General features: G+C 72.9%; 16 protein-coding genes and 1 pseudogene. 6 read left to right on the top strand and 11 right to left on the bottom strand.

Going from position 1 to position 17,708, the window contains the following annotated elements; all coding sequences use genetic code 11:
* Positions 1-38: 38 nt before the first annotated feature.
* The 4 genes from SY2F82_RS04465 to SY2F82_RS04450 are packed head-to-tail and all read right to left on the bottom strand — an operon-like array spanning position 39 to position 5,005.
* A complete protein-coding gene (locus tag SY2F82_RS04465) occupies positions 39-1,391 on the bottom strand; it encodes an AAA domain-containing protein (protein ID WP_236041128.1) in 1,353 nt (450 codons plus the stop codon).
* Positions 1,388-2,980 (bottom strand): hypothetical protein, encoded by a 1,593-nt coding sequence (locus SY2F82_RS04460; RefSeq protein WP_200417573.1) that lies wholly within the window; start codon positions 2,978-2,980, stop codon positions 1,388-1,390. Before SY2F82_RS04460 ends, SY2F82_RS04465 begins: the two co-directional genes overlap by 4 nt.
* A complete protein-coding gene (locus tag SY2F82_RS04455) occupies positions 2,971-4,101 on the bottom strand; it encodes a hypothetical protein (protein WP_200417808.1) in 1,131 nt (376 codons plus the stop codon). Before SY2F82_RS04455 ends, SY2F82_RS04460 begins: the two co-directional genes overlap by 10 nt.
* Positions 4,052-5,005 carry a phosphatase PAP2 family protein gene (locus SY2F82_RS04450; RefSeq protein WP_200417572.1) on the bottom strand — a complete coding sequence of 318 codons (954 nt, stop codon included), beginning with the start codon at positions 5,003-5,005 and terminating at the stop codon, positions 4,052-4,054. Before SY2F82_RS04450 ends, SY2F82_RS04455 begins: the two co-directional genes overlap by 50 nt.
* Before the next feature lie 194 nt (positions 5,006-5,199).
* Here SY2F82_RS04450 and SY2F82_RS04445 point away from each other — a divergent pair, with 194 nt between their 5' ends.
* A complete protein-coding gene (locus SY2F82_RS04445) occupies positions 5,200-5,793 on the top strand; it encodes a histidine phosphatase family protein (RefSeq protein WP_200417571.1) in 594 nt (197 codons plus the stop codon).
* Between the two features lie 66 nt (positions 5,794-5,859).
* Here the strand turns inward: SY2F82_RS04445 and SY2F82_RS04440 are convergent, their stop codons facing one another.
* On the bottom strand, positions 5,860-7,323 hold the full coding sequence (locus SY2F82_RS04440) for a hypothetical protein (protein WP_200417570.1): 1,464 nt from the start codon (positions 7,321-7,323) through the stop codon (positions 5,860-5,862).
* Positions 7,324-7,676: 353 nt separating this feature from the next.
* Here SY2F82_RS04440 and SY2F82_RS04435 point away from each other — a divergent pair, with 353 nt between their 5' ends.
* Both SY2F82_RS04435 and SY2F82_RS04430 read left to right on the top strand, forming a co-directional pair.
* Positions 7,677-8,057 carry a hypothetical protein gene (locus tag SY2F82_RS04435; RefSeq protein ID WP_200417807.1) on the top strand — a complete coding sequence of 127 codons (381 nt, stop codon included), beginning with the start codon at positions 7,677-7,679 and terminating at the stop codon, positions 8,055-8,057.
* 163 nt (positions 8,058-8,220) lie between these two features.
* A complete protein-coding gene (locus SY2F82_RS04430) occupies positions 8,221-9,087 on the top strand; it encodes a spermidine synthase (protein WP_200417569.1) in 867 nt (288 codons plus the stop codon).
* A 28-nt stretch (positions 9,088-9,115) separates the two neighbouring features.
* On the opposite strand, the pseudogene SY2F82_RS04425 reads toward SY2F82_RS04430, so the two are convergent.
* From SY2F82_RS04425 to SY2F82_RS04415, 3 genes and pseudogenes are all read right to left on the bottom strand, one after another.
* Positions 9,116-9,547: pseudogene (locus SY2F82_RS04425) on the bottom strand (transposase); the annotation flags it as partial.
* Positions 9,548-9,632: 85 nt separating this feature from the next.
* Positions 9,633-10,145: a DinB family protein gene (locus SY2F82_RS04420; protein WP_200417568.1), complete on the bottom strand. Its 513-nt coding sequence runs from the start codon at positions 10,143-10,145 to the stop codon at positions 9,633-9,635.
* A gap of 75 nt (positions 10,146-10,220) precedes the next feature.
* Complete coding sequence (locus tag SY2F82_RS04415; RefSeq protein WP_200417567.1) at positions 10,221-10,733, bottom strand: hypothetical protein; 513 nt, start codon at positions 10,731-10,733, stop codon at positions 10,221-10,223.
* A gap of 131 nt (positions 10,734-10,864) precedes the next feature.
* On the opposite strand from SY2F82_RS04415, the gene SY2F82_RS04410 reads away from it, so the two are divergent.
* From SY2F82_RS04410 to SY2F82_RS04400, 3 genes are all read left to right on the top strand, one after another.
* The gene (locus SY2F82_RS04410; protein WP_200417566.1) at positions 10,865-11,569 is read left to right on the top strand and encodes a response regulator transcription factor; all 705 of its coding nucleotides are present in this window, start codon (positions 10,865-10,867) and stop codon (positions 11,567-11,569) included.
* Positions 11,566-12,963, top strand: a complete 1,398-nt coding sequence (locus SY2F82_RS04405; protein ID WP_200417565.1) for a HAMP domain-containing sensor histidine kinase — start codon at positions 11,566-11,568, stop codon at positions 12,961-12,963. The genes SY2F82_RS04410 and SY2F82_RS04405 overlap by 4 nt, the downstream gene beginning before the upstream one ends.
* A gap of 111 nt (positions 12,964-13,074) precedes the next feature.
* Entirely contained in the window at positions 13,075-14,538 is a 1,464-nt protein-coding gene (locus SY2F82_RS04400; protein ID WP_200417564.1) for a cellulose binding domain-containing protein, read from the top strand.
* 18 nt (positions 14,539-14,556) lie between these two features.
* On the opposite strand, the gene SY2F82_RS04395 is transcribed toward SY2F82_RS04400, so the two are convergent.
* The 3 genes from SY2F82_RS04395 to SY2F82_RS04385 form a co-directional block, all read right to left on the bottom strand.
* Positions 14,557-15,084 carry an STM3941 family protein gene (locus SY2F82_RS04395; protein ID WP_236041124.1) on the bottom strand — a complete coding sequence of 176 codons (528 nt, stop codon included), beginning with the start codon at positions 15,082-15,084 and terminating at the stop codon, positions 14,557-14,559.
* Positions 15,085-15,213: 129 nt separating this feature from the next.
* A complete protein-coding gene (locus tag SY2F82_RS04390; RefSeq protein WP_200417563.1) occupies positions 15,214-16,647 on the bottom strand; it encodes a GH1 family beta-glucosidase in 1,434 nt (477 codons plus the stop codon).
* Between the two features lie 151 nt (positions 16,648-16,798).
* Positions 16,799-17,701: a carbohydrate ABC transporter permease gene (locus tag SY2F82_RS04385; RefSeq protein ID WP_200417562.1), complete on the bottom strand. Its 903-nt coding sequence runs from the start codon at positions 17,699-17,701 to the stop codon at positions 16,799-16,801.
* Positions 17,702-17,708: the final 7 nt, after the last annotated feature.

Genomic DNA, 17,708 nt, shown 5'->3' with positions numbered 1-17,708 from the left:
CGCGATGTGAGCGGGGGCGCCGTCCCGGCCCGGGTCGGTCACGGGCGCCACGCCACCCGGTGTTCGGCCAGATGCGCCAGCACCGCGTGATTCGCCTCCCAGCCGTCCGGAAACTTCACCGTCACGCCCAGCTGCACCGGCTCCGTCGACGGATGGTCGTCCAGGAGTTCCGTCACCCCCGCGCGGCACACCACGATGCACGCGTGCCGGTGCCGGGACGCCAGCACGCACAGGCGGCCGGTCTCCAGGTGGAACGCCGTCGCGTCCGGGCGGCCCGACAGGGGATGCAGCACCACCGTCACATCGAACTCCCGGCCCTGCAGTCGGTTGGCCGTGTCCACCGTGACGTCCGGTACCCCGAGGTCCGCCAGCGCGGAGCGCACCGCCGCCGCCTGGTCCCGGTGCGCGGTGCCGACGGCGATCCGGTCCGCGGTCAGCGGTGCCGGCTCCTCCGCCCGCTCCGACACCGCCGCCCCGCCCCGGTCGAGGAGGCGCCGTACGACCGTGGCGACCGCCCGCACCGCCTCCGGGTCCGTCCGCGGGGTGTGCCGGGCGGGCAGCTCCAGAAGCCCCCAGCCGGACTCGGCGGCCTCGTCGATCACCCGGTCGGGGCCCGAGCCGTCCGACGCGATCGCGAAGGTCAGCCGCCGGTCCCCGTGGTCCGTACCGCTGCGGAACGGCGTGTACGGGTAGAAGGCCTGCGACACCAGGGGCGCCGCCGACGCCGGCAGCCGCCACGACACCGGCAGCCGGTGCTGCGGCAGCTCCGGGTTATGGGCCAGCAGGGTGGTCACGGCGGATGCCGACGGGTCGTACGACAGCCCCGCCCACTGCTCCGCGCCGACGATCGCGAACGGGTCCAGCTGCCCTGGGTCGCCGACGAACAGCGCGCGCTCGAACAGGCCCGCCACCGCCAGCAGCGCGTCCGAGCGCATCTGGTACGCCTCGTCCACGATCGCGTGCCGCCACGGCTCGACGTCCTTGACGTGGGCCCACTTGGCGGCGGTCGAGATCACCACGTCCAGGCCCGCCAGGTCGCCCGCCTTGGCCGACTTGCGCACGTTCGGCAGGTCGTCGAGCGCCTTGTCGTACGGGTCCGGGTCACTGCTGTGCAGCCGCCCGACGGGGAGTCCCGGTTCCTTCTCGGCCAGCCGCAGCACCAGGTCGTCGACCTGCGCGTTCGTCTGCGCGATCACCATCAACGGCCGTCCGGCGGAGGCGAGTTCCAGCGCGGCGCGGACGACCAGCGTCGACTTCCCGGCGCCCGGCGGCGAGTCGACCACGACACCTCGGTGCGCGCCGTGCAGCGTGTCGCTCAGGATCGCCTCGGTGGCCCGGGCGGCCGCGGCCCCCGGGTCGAAGTCCCTGCCCGGCGGGGCGAACACGGTCACAGCACGTCCTCCTCGGTCACCGGGTCCGGATGCGGTACGGCCTCGCCCTCACCCGGCGGTCCGCCGTGCGTCCACGGGGTGTCCTCCGGGTCGGGCAGCTTGGCCCCGCCGCGCTGCTCGTGTTCGAAGAGCGTGAAGCACACGTGGTCCCCCTTCTCGGGGACCGACCCGGCCTCCGGCTCCTTGCCGCGGCCCATCTTGTCGACGATGCGCAGGACCAGCAGGCCGTCCCCCTCGTGGCCCACGAACTCCGCCGCCTGCGGCTTCCCGCCGAGCGACCGGTACACCTTCGTGCGCTCCCCGAGGTGCGGCCGGTCCTCGGTCCGTACGGTCACCAGCGGGCGCGGGCTGGGGCGCTTGCCCTCGCTGTACGCCATCACGACCTCCGTGACCTCGCCCGCGAACGCCTCCCCGGCGAGCCGTCGTCCGGCCATGACGAGCGGGTCGTCGAGTGCCTCCTGGGCGTCCAGGCGGGCCTGTTCGCGCTCGCGCGTGGCGAGCTTGTTCGCCGCGGTGACCGCGTCGTCGTGGCGTGGCTGCGGTGGCTCCCCGGCGGCCACCCGGTCCCGGTGCCCGGTGAACGACCACCGGTCGCGAGTCCAGCGGTCCTCGACATGCGCGCCCTCCGGCAGCGCGCGCAGCAGGTCCAGCCCCTGCCACACCGCGTCCCAGGTCGGCCGGGTACGGCTCTCCACCAGGGCGCGGATCTCCCGCTCGGCGGCGGTGAGTTCAGCGAAGCGGTCGTCGGCCTCCACGCCGTCCTCGGCGGCGGCGAGCCGGGTGCGGGCGCGGTCGTAGCGCTCGATCGCGGGGGCGAGCAGCTTGTTGTCGAACGCCGGGTCGGTGGCCGGCCCGGCCGGCGGGCACAGCAGCTGGCCGTCCGCGTCCCGGGCCAGCTCGGCGCGGAGCGCGGCGTCCGCGCCCGAGGTGCCCTCGGGCGGGTCGATCCAGGCGAGCAGCGCGCCCAGGTGCTGGTCCTCCAGGTTCGACTGCCCGGTCGCCCAGTGCCGCCCGAGCAGATCGGTGAGCGCGAGCAGCAGGGACGAGCCGGGGACGCGGGCACGCTCGCCGAAGTGCGTGAGCCAGCGGCCGAGGAGCGGCACGCGCGGGGGCGCCGGGTGTGGGGTCTCCGGGTCCTGCTCGGCGGTGCGGCGGAACCGCATGGAGCGGCCCAGCAGCCGTACGAAGTCGATGCCCGCCCGGCTCGGCACGACCAGCTGCGGCGCGTCGGCGCACAGCTCGACCTCCACCTTGACGCGCTTGCCGGTCTCCGGGTCGGTCTCGGTGCGCTCGGCGGGCTCCACGGTGTCGGCGTGTGCGTCGATGTAGGGCAGGAGGACATCGGCGAGTTCGGCGAGGAACGCGAACCTCAGGTCGCGGTCGCGGGGCTGCGGTACCACGAGCAGCCGGGGGTCGTCCCGGTCGGTGCCGACGAGCGCGCCGAGCGGTGCCCCGGCCTCGCCCGCGGTGACGAGCGGGACGAAGACGAGGGGCCGCTCGGACAGGTGACGGTGCCGGACGGTGGCGGCGGGCTGGGCGCGGCCGGTCCGTACGGCCTCCAGGCGGGCGAGGGTGGTGATCAGCGACATACGGCGCCCTCCCGTCCGGCGAGCGCCTCCGCCCGCAGCCGCGCCGCCCGGCGCAGGGCCGCCACCGCCGGGTCGTCCGGGTCCCCGGCCGTGCCGTGGGCGGCGGCCAGGATGTCGTCCACCGTGGTCAGCCCGCCCAGCTCGGCCCGCAGCGACCGGCCCAGGGCCGCCACGGCGCCCTGCTCCCGGGCGCGGTCACGGCAGTGGAAGGCCAGCTCGCAGGCGGCCAGGCACTCCGGCGCGTACGTCGCCGGGACCGACTCCACCGCGGCCTGAAGCTCCTCCTGCGGAAGGTCCGGCGCGAAGCACGTGCCCTCGGGCAGGGCGTCGGCGATCTCCTCGATGCGGGTGAGACGGGCCAGCTGGCGCCGGGTGACCGCGCGCTGCTTGCGGACGTCCACGGGCGACGCGGTGGGCAGGTTCGAGAAGTCCTTCGGGCACACCAGCAGGATCCGGTGGCGTACGACGGGTGCGGGGGTGAGGCGCTCCGCGACCTCCTCCAGCGCCAGCACGTACACCGCGGACTGCCGCGCGGCCGCCCCCACCTTCGCCGGGTCCGCCGAACCGTCGAGCAGCGGGAAGGACTTGATCTCCACGACCGTCCAGCTGCCGTCCGGGTGCACCACCACCGCGTCCGGCTCCAGGAACGCGGGCGATCCCGCCACGTCGAGGGCGAGCATGGGGTGGTCGAGCAGCGCCCACCCGCGCGCCTCGGTGGCCTCGCGCAACGCCAGCGCCGTACGCGCCGCGCGCCCCTCCGGGCCGGTCGCGGTCAGGTCCGGAACGAGTGCGCCCTCCGGGGCGTCGGCGGCCGGGTCCAGCTTCTCGCGCACCAGACGCAGCAGCTCCGCACCGCCGTCCGCCTTGACCCGGGCCTCGAACGCGTTGCCCCGCATGAAGGCGAACTGCGACTGGCCGAACGCCGACGGCGCGCCCAGCGCGCCCGCCAGCGCCCCCTTGTCCACCCCGGCGCCGTCCAGCAGCGCGCGCCGCCGGCACCCGGGGTTCGCGGCGAGCGCGGCGAGGGCGCGCGCGTCCAGCGCCCTGGGTTGTACGGACGGCCCGCGCAGCTCAGCGAGCCGCTGCCGCAGCGCCGTCCCCCGCGTCCGCGGGAGCGGCACCCGGCCCGGCTCCCGGCCCGGGGCGGGAGAGGGGCTGTCGGGGAATTCGCTCACCCGCCGAAGTCTGGCATCCGGCACTGACAATTGGGGAACCTGCGACGGACGAGGGCTCCGCGACCGGTGCGAACCGCGCCCGCAGACGGGTCCGGACCGCGTCCGCGGCCCGCATCACCGGTCGGCTCAGCAGGAATCCGACGCCCATGACGGCGACCCCGGCGACCGCGTCGAGGAGGTAGTGGTTCGCGGTGCCCATCACGACGAACGTGGTCCCGAGCGGGTACACGACCGCCGCGACCCTGGCCCAGCGCGAGCGGCCGTGCCGCCACAGCAACACCCCGCACCACAGCGCCCAGCCGACGTGCAGGCTCGGCATCGCCGCGTACTGGTTCGTCATGCCGCCCAGGCCCCGCGGCGCGCTCGCCTCGCTGCCCCACCAGCCGTAGGAGCTGTACTGCGCCATCGTGTCGACGAACCCGTGGCCCGCGGAGAGCAGGCGCGGCGGGCAGGTGGGCATCAAGGAGAAGCCGATCAGACCGATGAACGTGGACGTCATCAGCCACGTGCGAGCCGCCCGGTAGTGCTCCGCGCGGCGCCTGAAGATCCACACCAGGATCGAGGGAGTGACCAGGTAGTGCAGCGACGCGTACCAGAAGTCGGCGGGTATGCCGAGCCACGCCTCGCGGGTGAGGAGACGGTTCAGCGGATGCTCGGCGTTGATGTGGAGCAGCTTCTCCAGGCGCAGTATCGCCAGACCGTGGTCGACGGCGCCGTCGACGTCGCCCCGCGCGAGCAGCCGGCCCGCGGAGTAGCAGGCGTACACCACCAGGATCAGGGGCAGTTCCGTCCACCAGCGCAGCCGGGTCAGCGGGCCCACCCCGATGCCTGGTGTCTCGGCCTGCGGCATCCGATTCGCCCTCCCCCTTCTGCTCCTGGTCGCGGTTCCCGGCGTTCCGGTCGTGCCACCTTACGGTGCGGGCGTCCGCCTTCGTGGGGCGCCCCGGCCCTCAAAGACGCAGAGATCGCCCCCCGGGTTGCCCCGGGAAGGGGTGGGCGATGATGGAGTGACGTCCTTGTTCGCTTCTCCCGGAAAGGCCTCTCATGGCACCGCGCATCCTGCTGGCCCGGCACGGACAGACGGAATGGTCGCTGTCCGGCAAGCACACCGGCAGGACCGATGTGCCGCTGCTGGAGGAGGGACGGCGGGGCGCCAAGCTGCTCGGGGAGCGGCTGCACCGGGCGCCGTTCGACGGGCTGCCCGGGGTCGAGGTGCGCACCAGTCCGCTGGCACGCGCGCGTGAGACCTGCGAACTCGCCGGCTTCGGCGAGCGGGCGAGCGTCTGGGACACGCTCATGGAGTGGGATTACGGGGCGTACGAGGGGATGACGCCGGCCGAGATCCAGGAGATCCGGCCGGGCTGGTTCATCTGGCGCGACGGCGTGCCCGGCGGGGAGACCCTGGCGGAGGTCTCCGGGCGCGCGGACGAGGTCGTGGCCTGGGCGCGGTCGGAGGACCGGGACGTGCTGGTGTTCGCACACGGGCACATCCTGCGGTCCATCGGGGCGCGGTGGCTCGGGCTGCCGCTGGAGTTCGCGGCGCGGATCAGGCTCAACCCCACGTCGCTGTCCGTGCTCGGGTGGGCTTACGGCGAGCCGGCGATCGAGTCGTGGAACGACGTGGGGCACTTGGCGTAGCCGCGGCCCTTCGTACCGCCGGGTCGCGGAACCGACACCCGGGCGACCCCGGCGGCCCCGAGCGGCTCACGCACTGCGCGGCAGCGACGCATGCCGGTCCAGGAACGCCGACACCCCCGACGCCCGCCGGTGCGGCAGCAGTACCCTCGCCGTGCCCGCCAGCATCGTCAGGACGCGGGAGGACTGGACCTGGTCCAGGAGATCCAGCACGCGGTGACCGGCCTGCGCCGCCTCGTCGGGACGACCCCCGCGGGCCAGGTCGTCGGCCAGTTCGGCCGTGTACAGGGCGATGTTCCGGGTGAAGTGCGGATCCTGGAGCTGCGCCGCGCGCCGTGCGTGCCGGGCGGCCCGCGCCCAGTCGCCCAGCATGGACCAGCACTGCGCCTCCAGGCCCTCCAGTTCGGCCTCGCCGTAGAAGGTCATCCACTCGGGGTCCGAGTCCGACGGCCCCCGTTCGAAGAGCGCCTGCGCCCGTGCGAGCGCCTGTTCGCAGCCCGCCCGGTCCGCGAGTCCCGCCCAGCCGCCCGCCTCCCTGAGGGCGAGCAGCGACATCAGCCGGTGCGAGCCGAGCGGGCGCGCGACACGCTGGGCCGCCTGCGCCGCCCGTACGGCCTCCCGCGGCCGGCCCGCGTCGCGCGCCAGGAACGCCGTGTTGCAGAACGCGTGTGCCTCGAGGCCCGGGTCCCCGGACATCCGGGCCGTCGCCAGCGCCTCCGCGTAGTGCGAGCGGGCGTCGTCGTAACGCCCGGAGTCGTGCGCCAGCCATCCCACCGAGATGGCCAGTTCACCCGCGCCCGAGTACAGCCGGTCGGCGACCGTCTGCCGGGTCGTGCCCGCGTCGAGCAGCGCGTACGCGGCTCGCAGCGGGGCCGCCGCGCGTCGGTACAGGCCGTCCGCGCCGTGCCGGTCGTCGAGCAGGCGGATCTTGCGTACGGCCTCCTCCAGCGCGCTCGCCTCGGACGAGCCCGCACGGTGGACGGGGCGTTCGGCGGCCGCTGCGGGGCCGCCGAGGGTGAGCCCGAAGGGGCCCAGGGAGGCGGCGGCCACCGTCACGGTGCCGCCGGTCATGAATGCGCGACGCTGCACGTCGCTCTCCTCGTGGTTCTGTGCGTCGTACGCGTGCGTGCCGTACGACTCGTGCGACTCGTAGGTGTCTGATGGGTGATACGTCTCGTATGCCTTCCGGTGCTCATCGGAGGCATACGGACGGCGGTTGGTGTGTGCGGGGGGCGCCTCGTCGGCACTGCGCGCCCCTCGGCCGCGCACCGCAGAGCGGGGCGCGAACCCCAGGTCCGCGAGCGTGCGCCCGGGGAACATGTGCAGGAACACCCGTTCGTAGGCGTAGTTGGGACAACGGATCTCGCCCGCCTCGACACGTCCGATGTACCGCGCGTCACAGCTGACCCGCTCGCCGATCTCGCGTGCGGCACGCCGTACCGCCGCGGCGAACTCGCCCGGCGAGCGTGATCCGCGCAGCTGCCGGAAGGCGAGATTCGGCCGTGGCGGCCGGGGGGTCTGGGACGAGGTCATGGTCGGGCCCTCTCGTGCGAACCGTCGAACCATGCCGGATTGGGGTGGCTTGTCCGCGTGGTGCCAGTTGGTTCCCTGCGTCCGGCGGTGCAAGAACGTACCTTCCTCGCAGGTGTGGTCATGCGAGGTTTGGCTACAAACCGGATATCTCATGCGAGATCTGCCATGAACTGCCATCCTTTGCGGCAGTGTTGCGCCGTTGCCGTTGACGCCCCCGAGCGTTGAACCCTGTGGACCGGGAGCCGCCCGAACTCCCGACCCAACTCACCGTCGAGGAGGGTTCCGTTGTGGATGCCGGGACGCAGACCCCGCACAGCACCGAGTTCCGTACACGGCCGCAGGCCGTCCAGGCCGTGCCGGCCCCCGAGTGCGCCGCACCGCCGCACAAGTCCCCCGACCTCGTGACCGTGCCCGCCCGGCAGGGTCTCGAGGCGGTCGACATCCTCCGCCGCGGCGCGGGCGACTGCGTCGGGCCCGTCCTGCACGACGACGACTGCGACACCCTCGGCTTCCTGGTACCGCCCGGCACGGCGGACGCGTGGGACGTGCCCGGCAGCACGTGCACGAAGACCGACGGGCGCGGCATGAGCCTGGTCGCCCCGCTGCCCCCGGTCGAGGGCACGGGCTGGCTCCTTCCGCCCGGCGAGGCGGAACCGGCCACGGACCCGGCGGTCCTGCGCGCGGCCCTCGGGGAGGCCGCCCGCATGATCGAGGCCGCCGACAACTGCCGATGAGCGCCTCGCCGGGCCGGGACCGCCCGGCAACCGTCGCTGAGCCTCCGCCCCCACCTCGGATCGAACGCCGCCCGGCCGGGCGAGGACCGGAGAGCCGAACGGGTTGCCGGGCGGGCCCCCTCCTCGGTGAGCCGCCCTCCGCGCCGCCCCCGATAATGGCCGGGTGGGCAGGTCACGGAATGCACGGCGCGGGCAGGGAGCCGAGGCCGTCGTCGAGGCGGTCGACGGTGGACTCGCCCAGCTGATACCCGACCGGGACCGGGCGCGCGCCTGGACCCTCCTCATCGACGGCGCCCCGCAGTCGCATGTCGACCTCGACGACCCGCGGCACCTGTCGTTCGAGTACCAGCGCCGGCTCGGCCACGTCATCGACCTGGCCGCCCCGCCCGGCCGTCCCGTGCACGCCGTCCACCTCGGCGGCGGCGCGTTCACCCTCGCCCGCTACACCGCCGCGACCCGCCCCCGCTCCACCCAGCAGATCGTGGAACGTGACGCGGCACTCGTCCAACTCGTTCGCCGGGCCCTGCCGTTGGACCCGAACGCACGGATCCGGGTGCGCTCCACGGACGCCCGGGAAGGGCTCGCCAAGGTGCCGGACGGCTGGGCGGACCTGGTCATCGTGGACGTGTTCAGCGGGGCGCGCACCCCGGCGCACCTGACGTCGGTCGAGTTCCTCACCGAGGTCCGCCGGGCGCTGAACGACGGCGGTGTGTACGCGGCCAACCTCGCCGACGGCCCTCCGCTCACCCACCTGCGCGGCCAGATCTCGACGGCGGCGGCCGTCTTCCCCGAGCTCGCACTGATCGCCGATCCGGCCGTCCTGCGCGGCAAGCGCTTCGGCAACGCGGTCCTGGCCGCCTGCGCCCGCCCGCTCCCGGTCGCCGAACTGACCCGCCGGGCCGCCTCGGACCCGCACCCGGCGCGCGTGGAGCACGGCAAGGCGCTGATCGACTTCACGGGCGGCGCGGCGGCCGTCACGGACGCGGCGGCGGTGGCGTCCCCGGCGCCCCCGCCGTCGATCTTCCGCTGAACAGGCCGACCCGCCGACCCCGAGGGACCTCCTCGCGGAGCAGGACCCGAAGGCCCTCGTGGCTGATGTCGTCGACCACCCCCTCGGCGACCAGGAAGTCGGCCGGCTTGGCCAGGCTCCAGGTCGAGAACGGCAGGACGTGCTCAGCCGGCTTGGACTTGGCGGTCTTCTTGATCTCGCGGCGTTCCGGGAGGGTGAAGGTCTTTGGACGGCCGCCCTTGTACTTCGGGTACAGCGAGGCGAAGCCATCGGCGTTGAAGTTGTGGATCACATCGCGGACCCGGTCGGCGCTGGTGAACGTGACCTCGGCGATCTTCACCACGTCCATGCGCTGCGCGGATAGCAGCACCATTTGAGCCCGGCGCCAGGTCACCACCGACCCGGTGCCTCTGCGGATGATCCGCAGCAGCCTCTGCCCCTCGTCGTCATCGATCTCGCGCACGCGCACACGTTCAGCCACCTGGGCACCCTGGCACGACGCGCCGCCCGGCACGGAACCCGGCGGCGCGTCACTCACATTAGGGCGGGGGCGACCTGATCCGGCGTCATACGCCAGTGGTGCCGTCGATGCGCTCCCGGACCAGGTCGGCGTGGCCGTTGTGGCGGGCGTACTCCTCGATCATGTGGACGTAGATCCAGCGGAGGTTGACGTCCTGCTCCATGAAGCGGCCTGCGTCGGTCAGAGCACGGTCGGCGCAGAGCTCGCGGGCGCGGGCGATCTCCGCCTGCCAGGTGGCGAGGGCGTCGTGCAGTGTGGCGCCCTCGGCCAGTTCGAAGCCGCCGTCGGGGGCAGACGGGTCGGCCTGCGGGTCGTAGATGGGCGGGGCCTGTTCTCCGGCGAACACTCGGCGGAACCAGTTCCGCTCCACCTCTGCCATGTGCTGGACGAGGCCGGTCAATGTGAAGCCGGACGGTGGCACGGACGCGACGGCGGCCTGCCCGTCGTCCAGGCCCTCGCACTTCATGGCGAGGGTGGCGCGGTGAAAGTCAAGCCAGCTTTCGAGCGTGGTGCGCTCGTCGGCGTTCAGGGGCGGCAAAGGGCGTTCGATGGCGCTCATCGGTCGATCATCGCCAGCGGCCGAAGCCGTCGACAGGCAGGGCCTCCGACAGGGCGAACGTTGCCTGATGCGGCACTAGTAGTTCCCGATCTCCACATGGGGCGGGCCGTCGTGCCAGGTGCAGAACACCGACACCCGGTCGGCACCGGACACGAACTCCACCCGGATCCAGGTCTCCGTCTTCCAGACCTGCATCGACCAGCCGGTGCCGGGGGTGGCCGACACGAGCGTCGCCGAGGCGCTGCCGAGGTCGAAGACCACGCGACCGCCGGCGGTGTCGTAGCTCTTGACCTGGCCGGAGGCGGTGGTGGACGGGCTGGGCTTGGTGGCCCGGGACCTTGAGGGCGTCGGCAGCGGGCTCGTCGTGCTGGGCGTCGGCGACGGGCTTTTCGACGGGGCCGGCTGCCGCGTCGAGGGAGCCGGCGGCCTCGACTGCTGCGTCGTCGCGCCGCCCGTGGGGACGGGCAGGGCGCGCGGCGGGTCGTACGCGGTGCCCGCCAGCACCGTGTGGACACCCCACCACGACAGCGTGGCCGCCGCTCCGGTGGCCAGCGTCCACGCCAATACGTGCAGGAGACCTCTCAACATCCCGGCCATACTGCCTCACCAGCCCCAGGGGTGTCTCACGGGTCGCACACAGTTCCGTTTCTCCGGTTGCGGCGTGGGGAGTTGTCCACAGCCCCCGAACGGCCCGGCCCGCATGGCGTACGGTGCCGCCCATGGCAAGTGTGCTCGTGGTCGAGGACGACCAGTTCGTACGCTCGGCGCTCATCAGGCATCTGACGGAGGCCGGACACACCGTGCGCAGCGTCGGCACCGCGCTGGAGGCGTTGCGCGAGGTCGCGCACGTCCCCTTCGACGTCGTCATCCTCGACCTCGGGCTGCCCGACCTGGACGGCTCCGAGGCGCTGAAGATGCTGCGCGGCATCACGGACGTCCCGGTCATCATCGCCACGGCACGCGACGACGAGACGGAGATCGTCCGCCTGCTCAACGCGGGCGCGGACGACTATCTGACCAAGCCGTTCTCGGTCGAGCACCTCTCGGCTCGGATCGCGGCGGTGCTGCGCCGCGTCCGCACGGCCGCCGCCGACGCCGGGCCCCCGACCGTCATCAGGGTCGGCGGCCTCGCCATCGACCCGTTGCGCCGCCACGCCGAACTGGACGGCGTGCCCCTGGACCTGACACGCCGTGAGTTCGATCTGCTGGCCTTCCTCGCCGGACGGCCCGGCGTCGTCGTACCGCGCAGGGAGCTGCTCGCGGAGGTCTGGCGACAGTCGTACGGCGACGACCAGACCATCGACGTCCATCTCTCCTGGCTCAGGAGGAAGTTGGGCGAGACGGCCGCCAGGCCGCGCTATCTGCACACCCTGCGGGGGGTCGGCGTGAAGCTGGAGCCGCCGGAGACGGAGCCACTGTCATGAGGTGGGCCCTGGTCAAGGTGTGTCTGGCGGTGACCGCGATGGTGGTGGTCGCCTTCGCGGTCCCGCTCGGGCTGGTCGTCAAGGAGATGGCACGCGACCGGGCCTTCGCCGGCGCCGAGCGGCAGGCCGCCGCGATCGCGCCCGCGCTGTCCATCACCACCGACCGGGACCAGTTGGAGCGGGTCGTCGCCTCGGCGGGCTCCGACGACGGGATAGCAGTGCACATCCCCGCGGGGGACGGCACGAAAGCGGTCGACATCGGCCGCCGTCGCGCCGACGCCGAGGACATCGCGGCCACCCGTCGGCTCGGACGTGCCTCCACCACCGAGGTCCCCGGCGGCTCCACGCTGCTCCAGCCCACCGCGCTCAGCTCCGGGGCGATCGCCGTGATCGAGGTCTACGTGCCCGAGTCCGAGGTGACGCACGGCGTCGGCACGGCCTGGGCGGTGCTCGCCGCGGTCGGCGTCACGCTGATCATCGGCTCGGTGGCGGTCGCCGACCGGCTCGGCGTACGGATGGTGCGGCCCGCGCGGCGGCTGGCCGAGGGCGCGCACGACCTGGGGGAGGGACAGCTCGGGGCGCGCGTCCCGGAGGACGGGCCGGCCGAACTGCGCGCGGCGGCGGTCGCGTTCAACTCGATGGCCGACCAGGTCGTACAACTCCTCGCGAACGAGCGGGAACTGGCGGCCGACCTGTCCCACCGCCTGCGGACGCCGCTGACCGTCCTGCGGCTGAACGCGGCCTCGCTCGGCGACGGGCCGGCCGCCGAGCAGACCCGTCAGGCGGTGGCGCAGCTGGAGCGCGAGGTGGACACGATCATCCGTACGGCCCGCGAGGCCAAGCCGCAGACCGCGGCGGCCGGACCGGGCGCCGGGTGCGACGCGGCGGAGGTGGTGCGCGAGCGGATGGAGTTCTGGTCGGCGCTCGCCGAGGACGAGGGCCGCAAGTGGCGGGTGGCCGGGGCCGACCGTCCGGTCCGCATACCCGTCGCCCGGTCCGACCTCGCCGCCGCGCTGGACGCCCTGCTCGGGAACGTCTTCCGGCACACCCCGGAGGGCACGGCGTTCGCGGTCGACGTGCACAACGCCGAGGACGCGGTGATCGTGCTGGTGTCCGACGCCGGGCCCGGCATACCCGACCCGCAGGCGGCGATGGCCCGCGGTCGCGGCTCGGGCAGTGACGGCTCGACGGGCCTCGGCCTGGACATCGTGCGCCGGCTCGCCGAGTCGACCGGCGGCGACGTACGGATCGGCTCCTCGGTGCTGGGCGGCACGGAGGTGCGGATCTGGTTCCAGCTGGACGGGCGGGCCCCGGCACGGCGAGGCCACCGCGTACGCCGCAGACGCCGCCGCATATTGGTCTCTACCTTTAACCGCCCCCGATCCCTTCCTTAAGCGCACCCTAAGATCCTCAACGCCCGCCCGGATCAGGCGGTTTGCCCCCTACCGGCTCGCTAGCGTGCTGCCGCATCCACACCCCTCCGTACCAGCGAAGGCAGGCACGCGATGAGCAAGGCGCACCGGCGCGGGATCAGCGGCAGAAACAAGGCGATCGGCGGCACGGTCGCCGCCGTCGTGGTCGGCGGTGGCGCCCTGGTGGTCACCGGCACCGCGCACGCCGCCGGCGTCGGCGCGGCGTACACGAAGACCAGCACCTGGTCGACGGGCTACACCGCGCAGTACGTGATCACGAACGACAGCGGCCAGGCCAAGGCCGACTGGTCGCTCCAGTTCGACCTTCCCTCGGGTGCGAAGCTCAGCTCGCTGTGGGACGGCACGTCGACGGTGAGCGGACAGCACGTCACCGTGAAGCCGCCGTCCTGGGACAAGGACGGCCTCGCGGCGGGCGAGTCGGTGACCGTCGGCTTCGTCGTGAGCGGCTCCGGGGACCCGACGGGCTGTGTCATCGACGGCGCGAAGTGTTCCGCCGACGACGGCACGCCCCCGCAGCCGAGCGGCCGCCCGACCCAGTCCCCGACCCAGTCCCCGTCCCCGGCGCCGACCCCGCCTTCGACCGCCGCTCCGTCGCCCACCGCCACGCAGACCACCGGCGGCGGCACCGGCACCGGATCCACCACGAACGCCGGCTTCTCCCCGTACGTCGACACGTCCCTCTACCCGGCCTTCGACCTGGTCGCCGCAGCCGACGCGACCGGTGTGAAGAACTACAACCTGGCGTTCGTGACCGACGGCGGCGGCTGCACCCCCAAGTGGGGCGGCGTCTCCGACCTCGGCAACGACGCGGTGGCCGCGCAGATCGGCGCCCTGCGCGCCAAGGGCGGCGACGTCCGGGTCTCCTTCGGCGGCGCCTCCGGCTCCGAACTGGCCACGACCTGCTCCTCGGCGGACGCGCTGGCGGCGGCGTACGGGAAGGCCGTGGACGCCTACAAACTCACCAAGGTCGACTTCGACGTCGAGGGCGGCGCGCTGCCGAACACGGCCGCGAACACCCGCCGCGCCCAGGCCATCGCCAAGCTGCAGCAGCAACACCCCGGCCTCGATGTGTCGTTCACGCTGCCGGTCATGCCGGAGGGCCTGACCCAGGACGGGGTGAACCTCCTCGCCGACGCCAAGTCCAACGGCGTGAAGATCTCCACCGTCAACATCATGGCGATGGACTACGGCCCCGCCTACAGCGGCGACATGGGCACCTACGCCGAGCAGGCGGCGACCGCCACGCAGGCGCAGATCAAGAGCGTGCTGGGCCTGACCGACAGCGCGGCCTGGAAGACGGTCGCGGTCACCCCGATGATCGGCGTCAACGACGTCTCCTCCGAGGTCTTCAAGGTCGACGACGCCACCCAACTGGTGACCTTCGCCAAGTCCAAGGGCATCGGCTGGCTGTCGATGTGGTCGGCCGCACGGGACAAGCAGTGCGACGGCGGCCCCAAGCCGACGGCGGACCCGACGTGCAGCTCCATCACCCAGGACAGGTTCGCCTTCTCGAAGGCGTTCGGCACCTACAACTAGCGCCTGTTCTCCAGGGTGCTACCGCCTGATCCTCAACTCCGGGTGGTGGCGGCGCATGGCCGCCACCACCTCGTCGAGGTCCACGGGGAGCGTGGTCGCCGAGATGGTCGCCGGGCTGTAACCGAAACGCAGGTTGGCCTTGCCTGCGATCCGGGCCGTACGCGGTGCCCGCGCCAGGTAGGCGTCCGGATCATTGAGCGCCAGTTCGATCACGCGCTGAGAGGTGGAGCGGACCTTGATCTCGCGGACGGTGACCTCCGCGATCTCCGTCCAGCGGATCGAGCCCAGCATCACATGTCTCAGGCCCTCGCCGGTCAGCACCAGTTCGGGCCGACGTCGCAGAAGGCGCCCGATCGCCACGCAGGCGCACAGGCCGAAGAACGGCACGGCGGCCGCGCCCGCGAGGACGCCTTTGAGCGTGGCATGGTCGATCAGCAGCCAGACGCCCAGAGCCACGAACGCCAGCGAGCCGAAGGCCACGAGTGAGGTCCGACGCAGCGAGGACGGGTAGGTGGTTGCCGCTCTGCCCGCGGCTTCGGTGGTCACGCGACCAAACCCTAGGGGAGTGGGCCACGCGGCGGAGCCCCCTTGCGACAGGCTTCGGGCGGCTCGGCGAACCACCGGGGCGCGGCACCTCCCTCCTGTGCCGCGCCCCGAACCCCTGTCCCCCGCCGGTCAGCCCTCCAGCGGCGGCAGCTCCCCGGTCCGCGCCGCCCGGCCGTACCAGTGCGCGCTGGACTTCGGGGTCCGCTCCAGGGTCGTGTAGTCCACGTACACCGCCCCGAAGCGCTTCTCGTAGCCGTACGCCCACTCGAAGTTGTCCATCAGGGACCACAGGAAGTAGCCCCGCACGTCCGCGCCGTCCGTGATGGCCCGGCGCACCGCCGACAGGTGCCCGTGCAGGTAGGCGATCCGCTCCGGGTCGTGGACGCGGCCGTCAGGGTCCGGCTTGTCGTCGTAGGCCGCGCCGTTCTCCGTCACGTACAGCGGCAGGCCGGGCGCTTCCCGCGTGTAGCGCATGATCAGCTCGTGCAGCCCGGTCGGGTCGATCGTCCAGCCCATCTCGGTGCGCTCGCCCGGGGTCTGGTGGAAGGCCACGTCGTCCGCGCCCGGCCAGGGCGAGTGGGCGCTGACGCCGTGACCGTCCGGACGCGGGCCGCTCACCTGCTCCTCGGCCGCCGAGACCAGCGTCGGCGTGTAGTAGTTCAGACCCAGCGCGTCCAGCGGCTGGTGGATCGAGTCCAGGTCGCCGTCGCGCACGTACGACCAGTCCGTGACCGACGACGTGGCCGTGAGCAGGGTCTCCGGGTACGCGCCGTGCAGCATCGGGCCGTGGAAGACCCCGTTGGCCAGGTCGTCGATCTTCCGGCCCGCCGCCAGGTCCGCGGGGTCCTGGGAGACCGTGCGCACGACGGAGGAGTTGAGGCTGACCGCCACCGCGTTGCGGGTCGGCATCACGGATCGCAGGGCCGAGGCGCCGAGGCCGTGGGCCAGGTTCAGATGGTGTGCCGCGCGCAGCGACGCCGCCGCGTCCGTACGACCCGGGGCGTGCACCCCGGAGCCGTAGCCCAGGAACGCGCTGCACCATGGCTCGTTCAGGGTGATCCACTGCTCCACGCGGTCGCCGAGGGCCTCGCCCACGATCCGCGCGTACTCGGCGAACCGGTACGCCGTGTCCCGCTCCGGCCAGCCGCCCGCGTCCTCCAGCTCCTGCGGGAGGTCCCAGTGGTAGAGGGTGATCGCCGGCCGGATGCCGTGCGCGAGGAGTTCGTCCACCAGTCGGCGGTAGAAGTCCAGGCCCCGCTGGACCGCGGGGCCCCGGCCGGTGGGCTGCACGCGCGACCAGGAGATCGAGAAGCGGTACGCGTTCAGGCCCAGCCCGGCCATCAGCGCCACGTCCTCGCGGTAGCGGTGGTAGTGGTCGACGGCGATGTCACCGGTCTCGCCGTCGGCCGTCCTGCCCGGCGTATGGCTGAAGGTGTCCCAGATGGAGGGGGTGCGGCCGTCCTCCCGCACCGCCCCCTCGATCTGGTACGCGGAGGTCGCGGCGCCCCAGAGGAAGGCGGGAGGAAAGGTCACCGGGGATGCCGACTGTGCGGACTCAGACATGGAAGCGCTCCCATAAGAGGTCGGGAAGACCGATGAGTTGGGGGATGGGGAGGAGAGAGGAGGGGGAGGGAAGGGGCCGGAGCGGCGGTGATCCGGCCCCCGTACGGCGGGTGGGCGACCGCGGCGGGTGGGCGGCCACCGCGGGTGGGCCTCAGCCCTTGACCGCGCCCTGCATGATGCCGCCCACGATCTGCTTGCCGAAGATCGCGAACACCAGCAGCAGCGGCAGCGTGCCGAGCAGCGCGCCCGCCATGATCAGCGACTGGTCGGGGGTGTAGCCGCGGCCCAGACCCGCGACCGCGACCTGCACGGTCGGGTTGCCGTTCTGGGTCAGGACCAGGAACGGCCACAGGAAGTCGTTCCACGTCTGCACGAACATCAGCATGCCCAGGACGGCCATCGCGGGGCGGGCCGCCGGGAACACCACGTGCCAGACCACGCGCCAGCTGCTCGCGCCGTCCATGCGGGCGGCCTCGATGATCTCGTCCGGCAGCGCCTGGATCAGGTACTGCCGCATGAAGAACACCCCGAACGCGCTCACCAGCGACGGCAGGATCACTGCCTGAAGCTGGTCGGTCCAGTCCAGCTTGGCGACCATCATGTACAGCGGGATCACGCTCAGCTGCGGCGGGACCATCATCGTGCCGATGACGATCAGCATCAGGGCGCCCTTGCCCTTGAAGCGCAGTTTGGCGAAGGCGAACCCGGCGATCGTCGACAGGAAGACGATCGTCGCCGCCGAGACGCCTGCCACGAACGTGGTGTTGAAGAACGCCTTGCCCAGATTGGCGTCGTTCCAGGCGATCTCCAGGTTGTTGAACAGGTTCGACCCGAACCAGAAGGGCGGGGGCGTCTGCGCGAGCCGGTTGTTGTTGCGGGAGGCGGCGATCGCCGTCCACACCAGCGGGAGCAGCGAGCCGATGCTGAAGAGGATCAGGATGGCGTACGCCACGGGACCGGCGTGGAGCTGCCCGCCGGCGCGCGCGGCCTTGGGCCGGCGTACGCGTTGGGGCTCCCGGGTCTTCTCCTCGGGCTTCGTCAGGGTCGTCGTCACGGCCGGT

Source organism: Streptomyces sp. Y2F8-2, assembly GCF_014905555.1.
GTDB classification, from domain to species: Bacteria; Actinomycetota; Actinomycetes; order Streptomycetales; family Streptomycetaceae; genus Streptomyces; species Streptomyces cynarae.
The sequence above is the reverse complement of the archived record's forward strand: the minus strand, read 5'-3'. Positions and strand labels throughout refer to the sequence as shown.

What these genes read in the sequence shown, in the direction of transcription:
- SY2F82_RS04460 (WP_200417573.1), bottom strand. Translation starts at nt 2,980, where the DNA reads ATGTCGCTGATCACCACCCTCGCCCGCCTGGAGGCCGTACGGACCGGC.
- SY2F82_RS04415 (WP_200417567.1), bottom strand. Translation starts at nt 10,733, where the DNA reads ATGTTGAGAGGTCTCCTGCACGTATTGGCGTGGACGCTGGCCACCGGA.
- SY2F82_RS04410 (WP_200417566.1), top strand. Translation starts at nt 10,865, where the DNA reads ATGGCAAGTGTGCTCGTGGTCGAGGACGACCAGTTCGTACGCTCGGCG.
- SY2F82_RS04445 (WP_200417571.1), top strand. Translation starts at nt 5,200, where the DNA reads ATGGCACCGCGCATCCTGCTGGCCCGGCACGGACAGACGGAATGGTCG.
- SY2F82_RS04420 (WP_200417568.1), bottom strand. Translation starts at nt 10,145, where the DNA reads ATGAGCGCCATCGAACGCCCTTTGCCGCCCCTGAACGCCGACGAGCGC.
- SY2F82_RS04450 (WP_200417572.1), bottom strand. Translation starts at nt 5,005, where the DNA reads ATGCCGCAGGCCGAGACACCAGGCATCGGGGTGGGCCCGCTGACCCGG.
- SY2F82_RS04390 (WP_200417563.1), bottom strand. Translation starts at nt 16,647, where the DNA reads ATGTCTGAGTCCGCACAGTCGGCATCCCCGGTGACCTTTCCTCCCGCC.
- SY2F82_RS04405 (WP_200417565.1), top strand. Translation starts at nt 11,566, where the DNA reads ATGAGGTGGGCCCTGGTCAAGGTGTGTCTGGCGGTGACCGCGATGGTG.
- SY2F82_RS04400 (WP_200417564.1), top strand. Translation starts at nt 13,075, where the DNA reads ATGAGCAAGGCGCACCGGCGCGGGATCAGCGGCAGAAACAAGGCGATC.
- SY2F82_RS04440 (WP_200417570.1), bottom strand. Translation starts at nt 7,323, where the DNA reads ATGACCTCGTCCCAGACCCCCCGGCCGCCACGGCCGAATCTCGCCTTC.